The 16696-nt window shown below is 61.5% G+C and carries 19 protein-coding genes; 6 read left to right on the top strand and 13 right to left on the bottom strand.

Annotation, left to right across the window (positions count from 1 at the left end; all coding sequences use genetic code 11):
- Nucleotides 1-126: 126 nt before the first annotated feature.
- The 6 genes from Q362_RS0103295 to Q362_RS0103270 all read right to left on the bottom strand — a co-directional run bounded on the left by Q362_RS0103295 (nucleotide 127) and on the right by Q362_RS0103270 (nucleotide 5761).
- Nucleotides 127-1350, bottom strand: coding sequence for an LL-diaminopimelate aminotransferase (locus tag Q362_RS0103295; RefSeq protein WP_028317526.1), 1224 nt, complete (start codon nucleotides 1348-1350; stop codon nucleotides 127-129).
- A gap of 41 nt (nucleotides 1351-1391) precedes the next feature.
- A complete protein-coding gene (gene lptC / locus Q362_RS0103290; RefSeq protein WP_028317525.1) occupies nucleotides 1392-1964 on the bottom strand; it encodes an LPS export ABC transporter periplasmic protein LptC in 573 nt (190 codons plus the stop codon).
- Nucleotides 1961-2602, bottom strand: a complete 642-nt coding sequence (locus Q362_RS0103285) for a KdsC family phosphatase (protein ID WP_084312230.1) — start codon at nucleotides 2600-2602, stop codon at nucleotides 1961-1963. Before Q362_RS0103285 ends, lptC begins: the two co-directional genes overlap by 4 nt.
- Nucleotides 2595-3443 (bottom strand): 3-deoxy-8-phosphooctulonate synthase, encoded by an 849-nt coding sequence (gene kdsA / locus Q362_RS0103280; protein ID WP_051553570.1) that lies wholly within the window; start codon nucleotides 3441-3443, stop codon nucleotides 2595-2597. The genes Q362_RS0103285 and kdsA overlap by 8 nt, the downstream gene beginning before the upstream one ends.
- Nucleotide 3444: 1 nt before the next feature.
- A complete protein-coding gene (locus tag Q362_RS0103275) occupies nucleotides 3445-5106 on the bottom strand; it encodes a CTP synthase (protein WP_028317522.1) in 1662 nt (553 codons plus the stop codon).
- Between the two features lie 184 nt (nucleotides 5107-5290).
- Entirely contained in the window at nucleotides 5291-5761 is a 471-nt protein-coding gene (locus Q362_RS0103270) for a hypothetical protein (protein ID WP_051553567.1), read from the bottom strand.
- A gap of 212 nt (nucleotides 5762-5973) precedes the next feature.
- On the opposite strand from Q362_RS0103270, the gene pal reads away from it, so the two are divergent.
- The 6 genes from pal to Q362_RS0103235 all read left to right on the top strand — a co-directional run bounded on the left by pal (nucleotide 5974) and on the right by Q362_RS0103235 (nucleotide 9294).
- Nucleotides 5974-6576, top strand: a complete 603-nt coding sequence (pal, locus tag Q362_RS18880) for a peptidoglycan-associated lipoprotein Pal (protein ID WP_051553565.1) — start codon at nucleotides 5974-5976, stop codon at nucleotides 6574-6576.
- 204 nt (nucleotides 6577-6780) lie between these two features.
- Complete coding sequence (locus tag Q362_RS0103255; protein WP_245590144.1) at nucleotides 6781-7413, top strand: Fur family transcriptional regulator; 633 nt, start codon at nucleotides 6781-6783, stop codon at nucleotides 7411-7413.
- A 69-nt stretch (nucleotides 7414-7482) separates the two neighbouring features.
- Entirely contained in the window at nucleotides 7483-8076 is a 594-nt protein-coding gene (locus Q362_RS0103250; RefSeq protein ID WP_211248438.1) for a peroxiredoxin, read from the top strand.
- 164 nt (nucleotides 8077-8240) lie between these two features.
- A complete protein-coding gene (locus Q362_RS0103245; RefSeq protein WP_028317518.1) occupies nucleotides 8241-8615 on the top strand; it encodes a desulfoferrodoxin in 375 nt (124 codons plus the stop codon).
- Nucleotides 8616-8643: 28 nt separating this feature from the next.
- Nucleotides 8644-8802: a rubredoxin gene (gene rd / locus Q362_RS0103240; protein ID WP_028317517.1), complete on the top strand. Its 159-nt coding sequence runs from the start codon at nucleotides 8644-8646 to the stop codon at nucleotides 8800-8802.
- 144 nt (nucleotides 8803-8946) lie between these two features.
- Nucleotides 8947-9294 (top strand): DsrE family protein, encoded by a 348-nt coding sequence (locus Q362_RS0103235; protein ID WP_028317516.1) that lies wholly within the window; start codon nucleotides 8947-8949, stop codon nucleotides 9292-9294.
- Nucleotides 9295-9514: 220 nt separating this feature from the next.
- Here Q362_RS0103235 and cmk read toward each other — a convergent pair whose 3' ends face one another.
- The 7 genes from cmk to Q362_RS0103200 all read right to left on the bottom strand — a co-directional run bounded on the left by cmk (nucleotide 9515) and on the right by Q362_RS0103200 (nucleotide 16499).
- Complete coding sequence (cmk, locus tag Q362_RS0103230; RefSeq protein ID WP_028317515.1) at nucleotides 9515-10216, bottom strand: (d)CMP kinase; 702 nt, start codon at nucleotides 10214-10216, stop codon at nucleotides 9515-9517.
- Complete coding sequence (gene hisC / locus Q362_RS0103225; protein ID WP_028317514.1) at nucleotides 10203-11321, bottom strand: histidinol-phosphate transaminase; 1119 nt, start codon at nucleotides 11319-11321, stop codon at nucleotides 10203-10205. The genes cmk and hisC overlap by 14 nt, the downstream gene beginning before the upstream one ends.
- 2 nt (nucleotides 11322-11323) lie before the next feature.
- The gene (gene gatA / locus Q362_RS0103220; RefSeq protein ID WP_028317513.1) at nucleotides 11324-12784 is read right to left on the bottom strand and encodes an Asp-tRNA(Asn)/Glu-tRNA(Gln) amidotransferase subunit GatA; all 1461 of its coding nucleotides are present in this window, start codon (nucleotides 12782-12784) and stop codon (nucleotides 11324-11326) included.
- Nucleotides 12785-12819: 35 nt separating this feature from the next.
- Entirely contained in the window at nucleotides 12820-13107 is a 288-nt protein-coding gene (gene gatC, locus Q362_RS0103215) for an Asp-tRNA(Asn)/Glu-tRNA(Gln) amidotransferase subunit GatC (RefSeq protein ID WP_028317512.1), read from the bottom strand.
- Between the two features lie 54 nt (nucleotides 13108-13161).
- On the bottom strand, nucleotides 13162-14217 hold the full coding sequence (locus tag Q362_RS0103210; RefSeq protein WP_028317511.1) for an HD domain-containing phosphohydrolase: 1056 nt from the start codon (nucleotides 14215-14217) through the stop codon (nucleotides 13162-13164).
- A 310-nt stretch (nucleotides 14218-14527) separates the two neighbouring features.
- On the bottom strand, nucleotides 14528-15151 hold the full coding sequence (locus tag Q362_RS18875; protein WP_051553564.1) for a 5-formyltetrahydrofolate cyclo-ligase: 624 nt from the start codon (nucleotides 15149-15151) through the stop codon (nucleotides 14528-14530).
- Between the two features lie 79 nt (nucleotides 15152-15230).
- Entirely contained in the window at nucleotides 15231-16499 is a 1269-nt protein-coding gene (locus Q362_RS0103200; protein WP_028317510.1) for a YeeE/YedE thiosulfate transporter family protein, read from the bottom strand.
- Nucleotides 16500-16696: the final 197 nt, after the last annotated feature.

Below are 16696 nucleotides of genomic sequence, written 5' to 3'. Positions count from 1 at the left end.
CTGGTCGAGGCAGGAAGCGCAAACCGTCGAAAGAGCGACGGGAACTCACCGCGCGGGTGAGATTGCCCGCATCGCCCGAAATGAACCGACCTCGTTCAGCAACCGCTACACAAGGGGCTGCCGGCCTCACCCCAACGCCTCCCTGATCCGTCCCATCGCCTTGACCACATTGGCCTCGGAGTTGAACGCCGACAGGCGGATATATCCCTGGCCGCACCTGCCGAAGCCGGCGCCCGGCGTGCACACCACCCCGGCCTTGTTCAACAGCAGATCGAAAAACGCCCAGGAATCGCCCTTGGCCTCGATCCACACGTAGGGGGCATTGTCGCCGCCGATGGTGTGGTAGCCCAGTTCGGCCATGGCCTGGCGGATGATCTTGGCGTTGGCCAGGTAGCCGTCGATCAGGGCCGTGCACTGGGCTTTGCCCTCGGGCGAATGGACCGCCTCGGCCGCGCGCTGCACCGGGTAGGAAACCCCGTTGAACTTGGTGCAGTGCCGCCGGTTCCAGAGCGGGTGGATGGCCTGCCTGCTGCCGGCCGCATCGTAGGCCGTGCATTCCTTGGGCACCACGGTATAGGCGCAACGGGTGCCGGTGAAGCCGGCGCTCTTGGAATAGCTGCGGAACTCGATCGCCACTTCGCGGGCGCCCTTGATCTCGTAAATCGAATGCGGCAGTTCGGGATTGCGGATAAAGGCCTCGTAGGCGGCGTCGAAGAGGATGAGCGCCTTGGCGTCGCGGGCGAAATCCACCCAGACCTGCAACTGCTCTTTGGTGATGGTCGAGCCGGTGGGGTTGTTGGGGAAGCAGAGGTAGATCAGGTCCACCGGTTCCCTGGGCAGGTCGGGCACATAGTTGTTGGCCCTGGTCGACTCCAGATAAACGATGCCCTCGTAGCGACCGTCCCTGAACGCACCGGTGCGGCCGGCCATGACGTTGGTGTCGAGGTAAACCGGATAGACCGGGTCGGGTATGGCGATCTTGGCATCGGTGGCGAACAGTTCCTGGATGTTGCCGGTGTCGCACTTGGCGCCGTCGGAGACGAAGACCTCGTCGGCCTGGATGTCGGCGCCGCGCGCCTGAAAATCGTGTTCTGCGATCGCCTGGCGCAGAAAATCGTAGCCCTGCTCCGGGCCGTAGCCGCGAAAACCGCCGGCCGTGGCCATCTCGTCGACCGCCTGGTGAAAGGCCGCGATGCAGGCGGGCGGCAGGGGCTGGGTCACGTCGCCGATGCCCAGCTTGATCACCTCGCGCTCGGGATGGGCGGCCTGGAAGGCGGTCACCCGCTTGGCGATGTCGGAAAAGAGGTAGGAGGCCTGCAGTTTCAGATAGTGCTCGTTTATTCTCAACATGACCGATTCCTTCGTTATGCAGTCCGCCCGGATGGCGGCGGTTAGAGGTTGACCTTGACCCGGTCGCTGAACTCGAATCCTTCGGTGGAGAAATCGTAGTCCATCCGGCCGGCGTTCAGCTTCATGCCCGGCGACAGGATGGTCACCTTCCCCGGACTGACCAGCATCTTGTCGGCATCGTCGTATTCGAGCCGTTCCGAAAGCATCACCTGATTCTTGGTCGGCTTGACCACCTTGACGTGGTCGGTGAGAACCAGATGCCGCTTGTTGACGAGATAGAGCCCCTTGCGGCTCTCGATATTGATCGGCTCCTTTTCGGTGCCGATGTACATGGCGCTGACCTCCTCCATCTCGATTTCGTGGTCGTTCCCCAGGGTGTAGGCGCGGTCGGCATCGATCTGCCACTCCTCCTTGCCGTTGGTGGTCATGGTGATGGCCACCGTATCGAGGATGAAATTCTGGATGGGAGTCGTCTCCTCCTGCGGCTGCGCCAACTTGGGATTGTATCCGCCCCGTGGGGTGAGAAAGGCGGCCAGCGGCGGCTGCCACAGCGGGCTGGTGACGAAGAGCAGCAGCGGCACCAGCCAGAGGAGATTGCGGGGATTTCTGATCATCGGTCGAACCTGGCCTGCATCCGGGCCAGGTTGCCCTGGGCCTCGAGGATGAGGTCGCAGACCTCGCGCACCGCGCCCCGGCCGCCGGCGCGTTCGGTGGTGTAATGGACCCGCTGCCGGATCTCGGCCACCGCATTAGCAGGCGCGGCGGCGAACCCCACCCGGTTGAGCAGCGGCAGATCCATGAGGTCGTCGCCCATGTAGGCGGTCTGCGGCGGCCGCAGGCCGGTGGCCTTGAGGATGGACTCATAGGCGGTCAGCTTGTCCTGTTGGCCTTGCAGCACGTGGGCCAGGTTCAGGTCGCGGGCGCGGCGCTCCACCGCCTCGGAACTGCGGGCGGTGATGATGCCCACCGCCACGCCGCTGTCCTGGAGGAGCCTGATCCCCAGACCGTCCTGGGTGTTGAAGCTCTTGGCCTCGCCGCCGCCGGACACGTAGACGATGGCCCCGTCGGTGAGCACGCCGTCGACATCGAGCAGCAGCAATTGCACCTGCCGGGCCCTTGGCAGGGCGGCCAGCCAGGCTGCACTGCGTTCCGGCGGCCGGTTGCGCGTCATGGCCCGGTTGCGCAGGGCCTCGGTCAGTTCGCAGTCGGTGGGATAGGTCCCACCGGCTACACCGCATTCCTGCTCAGCCATCGATCACCCCGGCCACCGCCTGGCGCACCGCCAGCACCTGTTTGAGCAGCCCCTCCACCTCGGCCAGGGGCAGGGAGTTGGGTCCGTCGCACAGGGCTTTGTCCGGATCGGGATGCACCTCGAAAAACAGGCCGTCGATGCCCACCGCCATCGCCGCCCGCGCCAGGGCGGGAATGAACTCGCGCTGGCCGCCGGAACTGGACCCGGCGCCGCCGGGCAACTGCACCGAATGGGTGGCGTCGTACACCACCGGAAAGCCGAGGGAGCGCATCACCGGCAGTGATCGCATGTCCACCACCAGGTTGTTGTAACCGAAGCTGGCGCCGCGCTCGGTGAGCAGAATCCGCTCGCTGCCGGCGCCGCGCACCTTGTCGACCGCGTGGGCCATGTCCCAGGGTGAGACGAACTGGCCCTTTTTGATGTTGACCACCTTGCCCGTGCGGGCGGCGGCCACCAGCAGATCGGTCTGGCGGCAGAGAAAGGCGGGAATCTGAAGAATATCGAGAACATCTGCGGCCAGTTCCGCCTGGGCCGGCTCGTGGATGTCGGAGACCACCGGCACTCCCACCTCTTCGCGCAGCCGGCCGAGAATGCGCAGCCCTTTCTCCGGACCGGGTCCGCGGAAGGAGGAGAGCGAAGTCCGGTTGGCCTTGTCGAACGAGGCCTTGAACACGTAGGACACTCCCAGCCGGGCGGCGATGGCCCGCATTTCCAGGGCGATCTCCCTGGCGAGATCGGCGCTTTCGAGCACGCAGGGACCCGCGATCAAAAGCAGAGGCGCGCCTGGGCCGATGGTGATGGTTCCGGCGGGCGTGGAGGTGAGTTGAACGGTGGCGACCATATCAGGTACGACCGCCTTTGCCGTAGGCGATCGCCGCCTTGATGAAGTCGCGGAACAGGGGATGCGGCTGCATCGGTTTGGACTGGAATTCTGGGTGGAACTGGCAGCCGAGGAACCAGGGATGGTCGGCCAGCTCGACGATCTCCACCAGGGTGCCGTCCGGCGAGGTGCCGCTGACGGTCAGGCCGGCCTCCTCCAGTTGCGCCCGGTAGGCGTTGTTGAATTCGTAGCGGTGGCGGTGGCGCTCGCTGATCTCTTCCTTGCCGTAAGCGGCGGCGGCAAAGGTGCCGGGTTTGAGGATGCAGGGATAGGCGCCGAGACGCAGGGTACCGCCCATATCGGAATTCTGGTCGCGCTTCTCGATCTTGCCGGTGCGGAAATCGAACCACTCGGTCATCAGGTAGATCACCGGATGCGGGGTGGTCAGGTTGAACTCCACCGAATGCGCCCCATCGATTTTTGCGATATTGCGCGAAAACTCGACCACTGCCAACTGCATGCCCAGGCAGATGCCGAAAAACGGGATCTTGCGCTCGCGGGCGTAGGTTACGGCCCTGATCTTGCCCTCCATGCCCCGGCTGCCGAAGCCACCGGGCACGAGGATGCCGTCGCAGCCCTCGAGCTTGTCCAGATCGGCGCCCTCTTCCAGGCCGTCGGCGCTGATGTACTGCAGGGCCACCTTGGTGTCGTTGGCGATGCCGCCGTGGATCAGGGCCTCGTGCAGACTCTTGTAGGATTCCTTCAGATCGACATACTTGCCGGTGATGCCGATGGTCACCGTGGTTTTGGGATTCTTGATCCGGCGCACCAGCCGCTCCCAGGGCTCGATGTTGGGAGCCCCTGTCCAGATGCCCAGTTTCTCGAGGATGCGGTCGTCGGCCCCTTCCTGCCTGAGCCGCAGCGGCAGCTCGTAGATGCTGTCGACGTCCACCGCCGAGATGACCGCGTTGGCGTCGACGTTGCAGAACAGGGCGATCTTTTTCTTCAACTCGTCGGTGAGCGGCGCCTCGGTCCGGCACATGAGGATGTCGGGCTGAATGCCCGAGGCGAGCAGTTCCTTGACCGAGTGCTGGGTCGGCTTGGTTTTCACCTCGCCGGCGGTCCTGATGTAGGGCACCAGCGTTAGGTGGATGAACAGGGTGAATTCACGGCCCAGGTCGGTACGCAGCTGGCGGATCGCCTCGATAAAGGGCAGGCCCTCGATATCGCCCACTGTGCCGCCGATCTCGATGATGGCCACGTCGGCGCAGCCGTCCAACTGGACGATGGCTTCCTTGATCTCGTCGGTGATGTGGGGAATGACCTGGACCGTGCCGCCCAGGTATTCGCCGCGCCGTTCCTTCATGATCACCGAATAGTAGATCCGGCCCGAGGTGTAGTTGTTCTTCTTGCCCATGACCGCGCTGGTGTAGCGCTCGTAGTGCCCCATGTCGAGGTCGGTCTCGGCGCCGTCGTTGGTGACGTAGACCTCGCCGTGCTGAAAGGGGTTCATGGTGCCGGGATCGACGTTGATGTAAGGGTCGAGCTTTTGAAAGGTAACCGTGAGGCCTCGGGATTCGAGCAGCGCGCCGATGGAGGCCGCCGACAAACCCTTGCCGAGGGAGGAAAGAACGCCACCGGTAATAAAAATGAACTTGGTTTTCTTACTCAGGGAAGCTTGCATACCGTATACCTTTCAGGCGCAGGGAAACAGCGAGGGAGGCGGCCCGGCCGCCGTACATGGATTGGCAGAAAACTATACACGATCCCCCTCCTCTTTACAAGTCGGGCCGCGTCGAAACCCATCAAGATAACACTCTTGTTTTATTTGTAAAAACAAAAACAAAACGCATCCTCGCCCAGGATTCTCACCGCGCCGCTCCGTGCCACAGGGAGCAGGTCAGATCGATCAGTCGCCGGTGCTGGGCAGGAGTCAGGGAAGTGAAGGGCGAGTTGTCGTAGGTGGTTTCTCGATTCTCCACCACCAGGACCTTGGCGTCCGGGCTCAGGGTGTGGGTGTGCCAGACCGCCCTCTTGACATTATACACCCGTCCCGGCCGGAGCTCCTCGGCATGGATCCGGGTGACCGCATCCCGCCCCTCGCCGACAAAAAGAATGCAGCGGCCGGCCAGCAGGACGAAGACCTCGTCGGTTTCGTCGTGGCGCTGCATCCGGGTGAGGTGTTCCGGCAGGAGATCGGCGCTATAATTGAGCATCGCCACCCGCCACCCGCCGAAATCGACCAAGGGCCGGTATCCTTCGCCGTCATGTTCCCCCATCTCCAGAAGTTCACGGTCTATGGCCTCAGCGGATGGACGGATCGAGGGCGTCGTGGGCATGGATGCTCCGGGGAAGAATGAGGAAGACAGGTGGTTTCTATCATTCTCCCCCATGACCCGCAAGAAAAAGGTGCTCCACTCGCTTTCACCACCGGGGCCGTGAGTGCCGATACCCTGGGAATGCCAGGTTTTTCTTGACGTTATCGTCTTGTTGCAGGTATACATCGACAACCGTCGTTTCCTTGCCCTTCACTCTTTTTTCGAGGCTGACCATGAACACATTCTCCCGTTTTTTCCTTGCCGCCACCCTCACCGGCACCCTTCTTTTTCTGGGCGGCTGCGGTCCTAAACCGGTTTCTCCCTATGCCGGGGGTTCAGGCACCGCCTCCGACAGCATGAACGGCAATCGGATGGGCAACATCACCGAGGAAATGGGACCGGGAACCGAAGGGCTCGATTCCATGGGCCGTGGCGGTGCCGGCAGTTTAGCCGGTGACGCCGATTCGCAGAGCGACGCCTACAAACGCGAACACGGCCGCTGTTCGCCCGAATTCAAGCCGATTTATTTTGATTACGATCAGTCCAGCATCAAGGGTGACCAGATTCCGGCCATGGAACACAACGGCAGCTACCTGAGAAACAATCCTTCCGCGCATGTGCTGATCGAAGGCAACACTGACAATCGTGGCACCAACGAATACAACATCGCCCTGGGTGAGCGGCGCGCCGTAGCCGCCAAACGATACCTCACTGAATTCGGCATCGAGGAAAGCCGCATCCGCACCGTCAGCTATGGCGAGGAACGGCCCTTGTTCACCGGTTCCAGCGAGGACGATTACGCCCACAACCGGCGCGACGACTTCATCCTCGAATAACCCAACCTTTCAAACCGCCGGGTCGGCTCCAGGCCCGGCCCGGCGGTTTTCCAGCCGTTTTCCCCTCTTTTTCCCTTTTTTTACCGCCCTAACCGAACCTTCTCTTCCCTGATTCCACTTTTCTTTTCCCCTTGACTTGCGAATGATTATCAAATACATTTAGGAAAATTTTCCACAAGGGTGAGCATGGATCGATACCTGCGCATGACGCATCAACGCGAGGTCATCCTCGATGAGTTGCGGCGAAGCAAGACCCATCCGACGGCCGACGAGTTGTATGAACGGATCAAAAAAAAACTGCCGAGGGTGAGTTTGGCGACGGTCTACCGGAACCTGGAGATTCTTTCCGAAGCCGGTCTGATCAAAAAATTGGAGATCAGCGGCCGCCAGAAACGGTTCGACTGGGATCCGGGCGAGCATGACCACGTCTATTGCATCCATTGCCAGAGGGTCGACAATATCACCCTTGCCGCACCGGCGCCCGAGGTCGAGCCGATGCGGCAGCAAGGATACCGGATCACCGGGCGCCGGATCGAGTTTTCCGGTCTGTGCCCCAAATGTTTACGTCAACAAGAAACGAAAAAAACCAAAGGAGAACGTGCCATGGCTTGTGCATCCTGTACCACCAGCAAAGTCAGCGATACCCAACGGCAAGTGCTTGAGGCCCTCGCCAATAGCCCCGAGGCCTGCGGCAGCAAGGAACTTGCCGCCGCCACCGGCCTGGAGGCCAAGCAGATCAGCTGCCAGATCACAGCCCTGAAAAACAAGGGCTACGTCGCCAGCCCTGCCCGGTGCAAGTACGAAATAACCGAACAGGGCAAGAACGTACTCGGCTAACCCAGCCGGCATCATCCCGCATCATTTCACATCATCCCAATTCACGATTCGAGAAAAGGAGGTTTGTTCATGAGCTTTTTAGTGACCCACAAGGCGCCGGATTTCACCGCCACCGCCGTCCTGCCCGACAATTCCATGAAACCGGACTTCAAACTGTCCGATTACCGGGGCAAATACGTGATCCTGTTTTTCTATCCCCTGGATTTCACCTTTGTCTGCCCCTCGGAAATCCTGGCCTTTGACAAGGCCCTGTCCGCCTTCAAGGCCAAGAACTGCGAAATTATCGGCGTTTCCATCGACTCGCAATTCTCCCATTGGGCCTGGAAAAACACGCCGGTCAACCAGGGCGGCATCGGTAATATCCAGTTTCCGCTGGTTGCCGATCTCGACAAGAACATTTCCCGCCAGTACGGCGTCCTGCTCGACGAGGGCATCGCCCTGCGCGGCACCTTCCTGATCGACCGCGACGGCATTGTCCGCCATGCGGTGGTGAACGATCTGCCCCTGGGCCGCAATACCGACGAGGCCCTGCGCATGGTCGACGCCCTCCAGTTCCACGAAGAACACGGCGATGTGTGCCCGGCGAACTGGGTGGAGGGCAAGGAGGCCATGAAACCCACCGCCGCCGGCGTCTCCGAATATCTGAGCAAGCACAACGGCTGATCCGCCGCCAATTTTCAGGCAGAAAGTCGGGAAAGGGTCAAATGGCCCTTTCCCGGTCGAACAAGATCGTTTATTGTTTGGCGTGTTCATGCCGGTCTCTGGGTGGGGGATCCAAGCACCCCCGTTGCCCGCACGATTCCCTCAATCCATAAGGAGGAAGAGCCATGACCCAAAAAAACGAAGTGTACAAGTGCGCCCTCTGCGGCAATATTGTCGAAATTCTTCATGCCGGGGCCGGTGAGCTGGTCTGCTGCGGTCAGGCCATGACCCTGATGACCGAAAACACCGTCGATGCCGCCAAGGAAAAACACGTGCCGGTGATCACCAAGGTTGACGAAGGGTACAAGGTATCGGTCGGTGCCGTTCCCCATCCCATGGAAGAAAAACACTGGATCGAGTTCATCGAATTGATTGCCGACGGCAAGGTCTATCGCCAGAATCTCTCCCCGGGCGGGACCCCCGAGGCCATCTTCTGTATCAAGGCGGACCAGGTGTCCGCCCGCGAGTACTGCAATCTCCACGGCCTGTGGAAGGCCTGAGTCAAACCCAACCAAAAGAGGAAGTGAAATGAAGAAATACACCTGCGTCGTCTGTGGTTACGAGTATGATCCGGCCAAGGGAGACCCCGAGAACGGCGTTGCTCCCGGTACCGCCTTCGAGGACATTCCCGATGACTGGACCTGCCCGCTCTGCGGCGCCGGCAAGGACCAGTTCGAAGAGGCATGACCGTTCGACCCCTCACCCTCTCGGGGTGAGGGGTCCCGCTCCGGCCCGGTACGCCGGACCCGGTTGTGCCGCCCGTCCGCGTTTCATCAGTCCCGCCGTTGCCGCGACGACAACACCTTTCCCCTGACAAACGAGCGTATCCTGATGACGAAAACCGTTTTCTTCGCTTTCCGCGATCATCCCCTCTGCTTTATCCACGTCCTGCTCAACGCCCTCGACCTTGCCGAAAAAGGCATGGAAGGCAAAATTGTGCTCGAGGGTGAATCGGTCACCCTAGTGCCGGTCATGGCCGATCCCGGTCATTTTCTCTACCCCCTCTACAGCAAGGCGAAAGCGCGCGGCCTGATCTTAGGCGCCTGCCGCGCCTGCTCCGCAAAACTGCACATGACCGAGGCCATGGCGCAGGAGGGTATCCCGCTGATCGGCGAGATGTCCGGTCATCCCGCCATGGCGGATTTCATCGAACAGGGGTACCTCGTCCTCACCTTTTGATCCGCTTGCCGTGGGGGAGATCGATTTCTCCCCGCGCACCTCATCCGGGCGAAGACGGAGACCGGACCGACGGGAAGATCAGTATCGGCCGGCAAATTTTACTTTTTTTCGAAACGGGAAAGACTGTGGGGGAGAAAGACGCGGCCGGACCATCAGGTGCGAATCGGCGCACTGCTATGCGGGGTGATACCTGCCCGGCATTCCTCTTGGCGGGCCGGGTTTATTTTTTCCCGCAGCAGGGGGTGGTAAGAATTTTTTCGTACATCCGCCGCACCACCTCCTCCACCAGCAGGCCGGTGGAATCGATGATCAGGGCATCGGGTGCGGCGGTCAGCGGGGCGAGGGACCGTTCCCGGTCATCCCTGTCCCGCTTGACAATCTGGGCAAGCAGGTGCGCTTCATCCACCTCCTCCCCTTTGCTCCGTAGTTGGGCGGCCCGTCGCCGGGCCCGCACCTCGGGGCTGGCGTCGAGGAAAAACTTCCAGGCAGCGCGGGGAAAGACCACGGTGCCGGTATCCCGGCCTTCCGCCACAATGCGCCCGCCGGCACCAATTTGCTGTTGCAGGCGAGTCAGCGTCTGCCGCACCTGCGGCAGGGCCGAGACCTTGGACGCCAGCATGCCCATCTCTGGGGTGCGAAGCTGGCTGCCCACCTCCCGGCCGTCCACCAGCACCCGGACATCGTCCTCGCCTTCAGCCGGCGGCAGCAGTTCAATGCGGATGGCGGCCAACAAGGCCTCCAGTCCTTGGCTGTCGGCGGGATCGATCCCCTTTTCCCGGCACTGAAAGGCCACGGCCCGGTACATCGCCCCGGTGTCGAGGTAGGTGAAGTGGAGCTTGGCGGCCAGGACCCGCGACACGGTGGACTTGCCGCCGCCGGACGGACCGTCGATGGTGACGATCCGCTGTTTATCCTCGGCCATACCCCAGATCCCGCAAACACTCGCCCAAGGCGGCCACGAACCGCTGGTTTTCCGCAGCCGTCCCCACGGTGATCCGGATGAAGTCCGGATAGCCGTAGGCCTTCATCGACCGCACGATCACGCCCTTGTACAGCATGGCCTCGTACAGGCGGGTGGCGTCGCCGCCGACATCGATCAGGAAAAAATTGGTATACGACGGGTACGGGCGGCAGCCCAGTCCGGCCACCTCCCCGCTCAGCCAGGCCAGGCCTTCCGCCGTGCCGCGCAGGGTGGCGCGGTAGTGCTCCTCGTCGCCCAGGGCGGCCAGCGCGCCGGCCTGGGCCGGCAGGTTGATGTTGAAGGGCTGGCGCACCCGATGAAGCAGACCGGCTATTTCCCGGTGCATGACCCCGAACCCGACCCGGAGACCGGCCAGGCCAAAGGCCTTGGAAAAGGTGCGCAGGCTGACCACCGCCGGAATCCGGTCCGGCTGGCGGATGTATCCCAGAATGTCGATGCGCTTGTCCGGATCGACGAAATCGATATAGGCCTCGTCGACCACCACGATCACCGTCTCGGGCAGGCCGGCGAGAAACCGGTCGAACCGTTCCCGACTGATCAGGGTTCCGGTGGGATTGTTGGGATTGTCGAGGAAGATCAATCGGGTGCGATCGGTCACCGCCGCGGTGATCGCCTCCAGGTCGTGGTGCATCTCCTTCAAGGGGATGACCACGTTGTCGCCGCCGCGCACCTGGACGAATTTCTGGTACATCAAAAAGGACGGATGACTGGTGATCACCGTGTCGCCGGTGCCGACAAAGGCCTTGACCAGAAACTCGATCACCTCGTTGGAACCGTTGCCGAGCACGATCTCCGCCGGGGCCGAACCGATCCAGCGGGCCACGGCCTCGGTGAGATAGTAGCTCGAACCGTCGGGATACCGGTGCAGGTTGTGCAGCATGGCGCCGATGGCCGCCACCGCCTTGGGCGACGGGCCCCAGGGATTTTCGTTGGAGGCCAGTTTGATGGCGTTGGTGATGCCGTATTCCCGCTCCAGCTCATCCATGGGTTTGCCGGGCGGGTAGGGGACGATGGCCGCGATATGTTGGGGCACGGGGAGTTGCATGGTCAGGCGAGCACCGGTTTTTTGCCGACAACGCCGGCACGTTGTTCGAGATTGTAGGCCGCACGCAGCAGCACGGCCTCGTTGAAATGGGCGGCCTGCAGCTGCATGCCGATCGGCAGCCCTGCGCCGCTGAACCCGCAGGGCACCGACATGCCGGGTATGCCGGCGAGGTTGGCCGAAAGGGTGAGGATATCGGAGAGGTAGAGCGCCAGGGGATCGTCGGCCTTGTCGCCGATCTTCCAGGCCGGCGTCGGAGCCACCGGCGAGACCATCAGGTCGCAGGCGGCGAAGGCCCGGGCGAAATCCTCCTTGATCAGGGTGCGCACCTGCGAGGCTTTCTTGTAAAAAGCGTCGTAGTAACCGGAAGAAAGGGCGTAGGTGCCGATCAGAATGCGGCGCTTGACCTCGTCGCCGAAGCCGCGGGAACGGCTCTTGTTGTACATCTCGATCAGGGAATCGGCCGAGCGGTCGCGAAAGCCGTAGCGGACCCCGTCGAAGCGGGCCAGGTTGGAGCTGGCCTCGGCCGGGGCGATCAGGTAGTAGACGGCCACGCAGTAGTCGGTGTGCGGCAGGGTGACCTCGACGAGTTCGGCGCCGGCATCCTTGAGCATGGCCATGCCCTGGCGAACCGCCGCATCCACCTCGGGATCGAGTCCCTGGCCGAAGTATTCCCGGGGAATGCCGATTCGTATTCCCTTGAGGCCATCTTGGAGTGCTTCGGTGTAATCGGGCACCGTCCGGTCGAGCGAGGTCGAATCCAGCGGATCGTGGCCGCAGATGACGTTCATCATCAGGGCGCAGTCGCGCACATCCTTGGTCAAGGGACCGATCTGGTCGAGCGAGGAGGCAAAGGCCACCAGGCCGTAGCGCGACACCCGGCCATAGGTGGGCTTCATACCGACCGTGCCGCAGAGCGAGGCGGGCTGGCGGATCGAGCCGCCGGTATCGGAACCCAGCGAGGCGAAGCATTCGTCGGCGGCCACGGCCGCGGCCGAACCGCCGCTGGAACCGCCGGCCACATAGCCCGGCTTCCAGGGGTTACGCGGCACCTTGAAGGCGCAGTTCTCGCTGGTGGAGCCCATGGCGAACTCGTCCATGGCCAGCTTGCCCAAGAGCACCGAGCCGGCCTGCGCCAGTCTGGTTACCACGGTGGCGTCATAGGGGGCGACGAAATGCTCGAGCATGCGGGAGCCGCAGGTGGTGGGCATCGAGGTGGTGCAGAGCACATCCTTGATCGCCAGGGGAATGCCGCAGAGCGGACCGGCCTGGCCCTTTTTTCGCGCGATGTCGGCTTGCTCGGCCTGGCGCAGCGCCCCTTCGCGGTCCAGGGCCAGATAGGCCTGCACCGCGGGCTCGACGGAGTCGATCCGGGCGAGCACCGATTCGGTGAGGGCCACCGAGCTGACCTCGCCGGCCTCGAGCCGCCGCAGCGCTTCCTGGAGGGTCAACGAATAGTATTCCATGGGATGGGGTCGGTTGGGGATGATGAAGAGTGGAATCAGCCGATGACTCGCGGAACCACGAAGGACTCGCCGTTCTGTTCGGGTCCGTTGGCCAGGGCTTGTTCCCGGGGCAGCGAGGGGCGCACCTCATCTTCACGGAAGGCGTTGACCACCTGCTGGGTGTGGGTGGTGACGGCCACTCCGGCCGTGTCCAGTTCGTCGAGCTTGGCCACGTAGGTGAGGATGGCGTCGAGTTGGCCGGTCATCCGGTCCACTTCGGCCTCGCTTAAGTCAAGGCGGGCCAGGTTGGCGACATGCCGCACTTCGTCTCTGGTTATCTTCATGGATTATGCGCGAAAAAGAACGTTGAACAGATGCGGTGGTCCGCAGACAAAGAGCTACTGTTTATACAGCGAACGGGCGGAAAGAACAACCCCTGCAAAAATTTCAACCAGTTCGGGATCGAATTGGGTGCCGGCGCATCGGCGCAGCTCGCCCACCGCCTCGGCGGAGCTGAGATTGCTCCGGTAATTGCGGCGCGAGGTCATGGCGTCGTAGCTGTCGGCAATGGTGATGATACGGGTCAGTATGTCCAACTCGTTGCCGCCGATACCGTCCGGATAACCGGTGCCGTCGAGCTTTTCGTGGTGATGGCGGATGATGTCCCGTTCCCGATCCATGAAGGTCAGGGGTTCGATGATGCTCGCGCCGATGCCTGGGTGTTTCTTGATCAGCTCCCACTCCTCCGGAGTCAATTCCCCGGCCTTCTGGATGCAGGACAGGTCGATCACCAGTTTGCCGATGTCGTGGAATTGAGAGGCCCGCCTGAGGATCGTGATGTCGTCGGTGCCCAGACGGGCGGCCTGGCCGAGCAGCAGGGCCAGTTCCGTCACCCGGTGGGTGTGGCCGGCGGTGTATTCGTCCTTTTCCTCCATGGCGATCTGCAGACTGGTCATGATCTGCACGGTCGCATTTTCCAGATGGTTGCTGTACCGCTCAAGCAACAGGTTTTTTTCGGCCAGTTCGTGGGTTTTTGCCTGGACCTCGATTTCCAATTGCCGTTTATAGGCCTTTTCCTGGAGGAGAAAGTGGCGCTTTTCAGCGGCCTGCTTCACCTTGATATGAAACAGCTCGATGTCGACGATGGGTTTGGTGAGGAAATCGTAGGCGCCGAGATGAATGGCCTTGACCGCGTAATCCATGGATCCCGCACCAGTGAGAAAGAGCACCGGAATATCGATCCGCTGCTGATTCAACCGCTCCAGGGTTTCAAACCCGTCCATGTCCGGCATGTTGATATCGAGCACAATGACATCGAATTCATCCGATACCTGTTCCAGCACCTGCCGGCCCGATTCCACGGCCACGACATCGTGATGAAACATGTGCAGGATCTTCTGGATCGCCGATCGAACCAGGGTGTCATCGTCCGCAATGAGAATTCTCGAACCCATATCCCCACCTTGTGGCCGTTGATGATTCTAACACGCTGGTTCTTTTCCCGGCGTCTAGTTTCCCACAAACGGGCTGTAAAAAAAAGCATTATTCCGCCCGCCTTCCCGATTCGATACGCATCCATGACACCACCGGGTCGATATCGGCGGCTGGGGCCGAAACCGCCCGGAATCGCCGCTCCGCCGGTGGCGGCAGCCAAAGGGGATGTCGGCTGACACCGGTCCGACGCACAACTCCAATTGCCAGCTCCACCAGAATCCTGGTTCAGGGTGGTCCTTGCCGGTGCAATGGGCCCCAAAAAACGGATACCTATAAACCGAGGACCCGTGCGCGCAGCCTTCCCGGCCACACCATCACCTCCTCCTCGGTGACGATCATGTCCATGGGAATATCGTGTGGTTGCGCCGGCAGGCGCTCCACCATCTGGCAGGCAAAGGACAATCCGATCCGGATGGCCGTGGGGGCACGGACAAGAAACCGGTCATAGAACCCCAGGCCGTAACCGAGACGATGACCGCTGCGGTCGAAGACCGTGCCGGGAATCACCGCCACCTCGATCGCCGCCGGCTCCACCCGCCGGGTCTGGGTCAAGAGGGGCAGGGGCTCCGGAATGCCCATGTAGCCCGGCGCGAGATCGCAGAGCGGATCGATGATGGCCACGGCCGCCATCTGCGCCTGTTCCGGCAAGCTCATGGGAACGCAGACTGTTTTTCCCCGCTCGAGACACTCGTCGATCACACGGGCGGTCTGCACCTCGCTCCGGAAATGGCAGTAAATGAACACCAGTTTTTTTTGCGAAAACAGCGGGTGGGTCATCAGGACAGCGGCAATCCGTTCACTTTTGGCCAAGCGTTCCTCTGCGGACAGGCGATCGCGCTGCGCCACCATCGCTTGGCGCAGCCGGCTGCGTTCACGGAAAGAACCGTCGATCATGGCTGGCTCCGGCGCCCAAGGGGAATAAAAAAGGGCGGCATCTTGCGAATGCCGCCCTTGCATGTGACCGAACCGGCGATCACATCGGCAACAACAACTTGTTGGTGTCTTCGTTCCAGGTCACCACCAAGTACCAGAGGGTGCAGAATCCGACGATCAGGGCCATGGTGTAGCCGTAGCCCATGACATCGGGCAGATAGACATATTTGCCCAGATAGCCTTTTCCTTCGAAGTCGTAGGCTGAAAACCAGGCCACCATCAGCGAGTTGCTGAGGGAGAAAAAGGGCACGGTCACCCAGAGCTTGATCTGGCCCTCGCCGACGCGCCAAAGGGCACCCGAACCGCAACCGCCGGCCAGCATGGCGCCAAGACCGAAGATGAAACCGCCGACCAGGCCGCCCCAGCCGAAGGTACCGCGGACATAGTTCATAGGGTCGAGAACCGGGTCGCCGCCCAACCGGGTCGCCACTCCGTATTTGAGCACCGCAGCGCCGACGGCGACGATGACGATCGACAGCGCCACCGATTTGGCCATCTTGCAGTCACCGGTCATGTGCGGTTCGCGAAAGCCCTGGATCATGCACCAGCGGCCCCGCTGCATGGTGTAGCCGAGGCCGACGGCGATCAGCAGGATACCGGACAGCGAGGTGATGTATTCGACGAAATTATCTCCATCGAAATTGGCATAATAATTGGCGCACCAGAAAACAGCGACCACGCCGGCGAAACCAAAAATCAATTGAATGGGGTAGGGGATTTCCAGGGTCCAGGAACCGCCGCTGCCCCAGCTGATATGCTCCATCTCCTTGTACAGCAGCCACAAACCGAACAAAACGCCCGGGACCAGACCAACCCACATGGCGAACCCGTTGGCGGCGAGATTGCCGATGGCGTTGTACATGCCGCCGACATTGCAGCCACCGGCCAGGGCCGAGCCGACTCCCATCAGGATACCGGCGATAATGGCCTTGACATACTCCCGGATCGGGGGAAAACGGAAGGCGAACTGGCCGCCGAGACAGGCGGAAATGAAAGCGCCGCCAATGAATCCCAAACCGATGACCGAGCCGGTATTGAACAGCATCGACTTGGTCAGGATCGCGTCGCCGTCCTCATTGACAAAACCGACCAACTCCGCCAGATCGCCGTTGAAGATGCCGGCGGACCACAGCATCCAGTCGCCCCAGTTGCGGATCGCCCCGACCGCGCCCCAGGGCCGCCACCACGCCATAATCAGAATGCTGAGCAGGGCGACGATAATGCCGGTCAGTGTCGCATTCCATTCCTCCTGACAGAGCACTTTGTATAAGTGTTTAATTTTTTGCCATAAAACCTTAAGATCTTCCATCTCTTCTCAACAGCCTCCTTTTCCCTGAAATGATAACAGCGCCCATGCACATAACGGTCAAACAGACTAACTTTGCTTCAAATCGGCAAAAATACCGTTGCCCTTTGCATTTGTCAACACAAGGCCTCCTGGAATGGACAAGCTTCCCTTTCCCTGCTCTTTCGCTCTGTTCGTCCCTTTTTCCTTTTGTCCGGAAA

This window comes from Desulfobulbus elongatus DSM 2908, from assembly GCF_000621145.1.
In the GTDB taxonomy this organism is placed as follows: domain Bacteria; phylum Desulfobacterota; class Desulfobulbia; order Desulfobulbales; family Desulfobulbaceae; genus Desulfobulbus; species Desulfobulbus elongatus.
The sequence above is the reverse complement of the archived record's forward strand: the minus strand, read 5'-3'. Positions and strand labels throughout refer to the sequence as shown.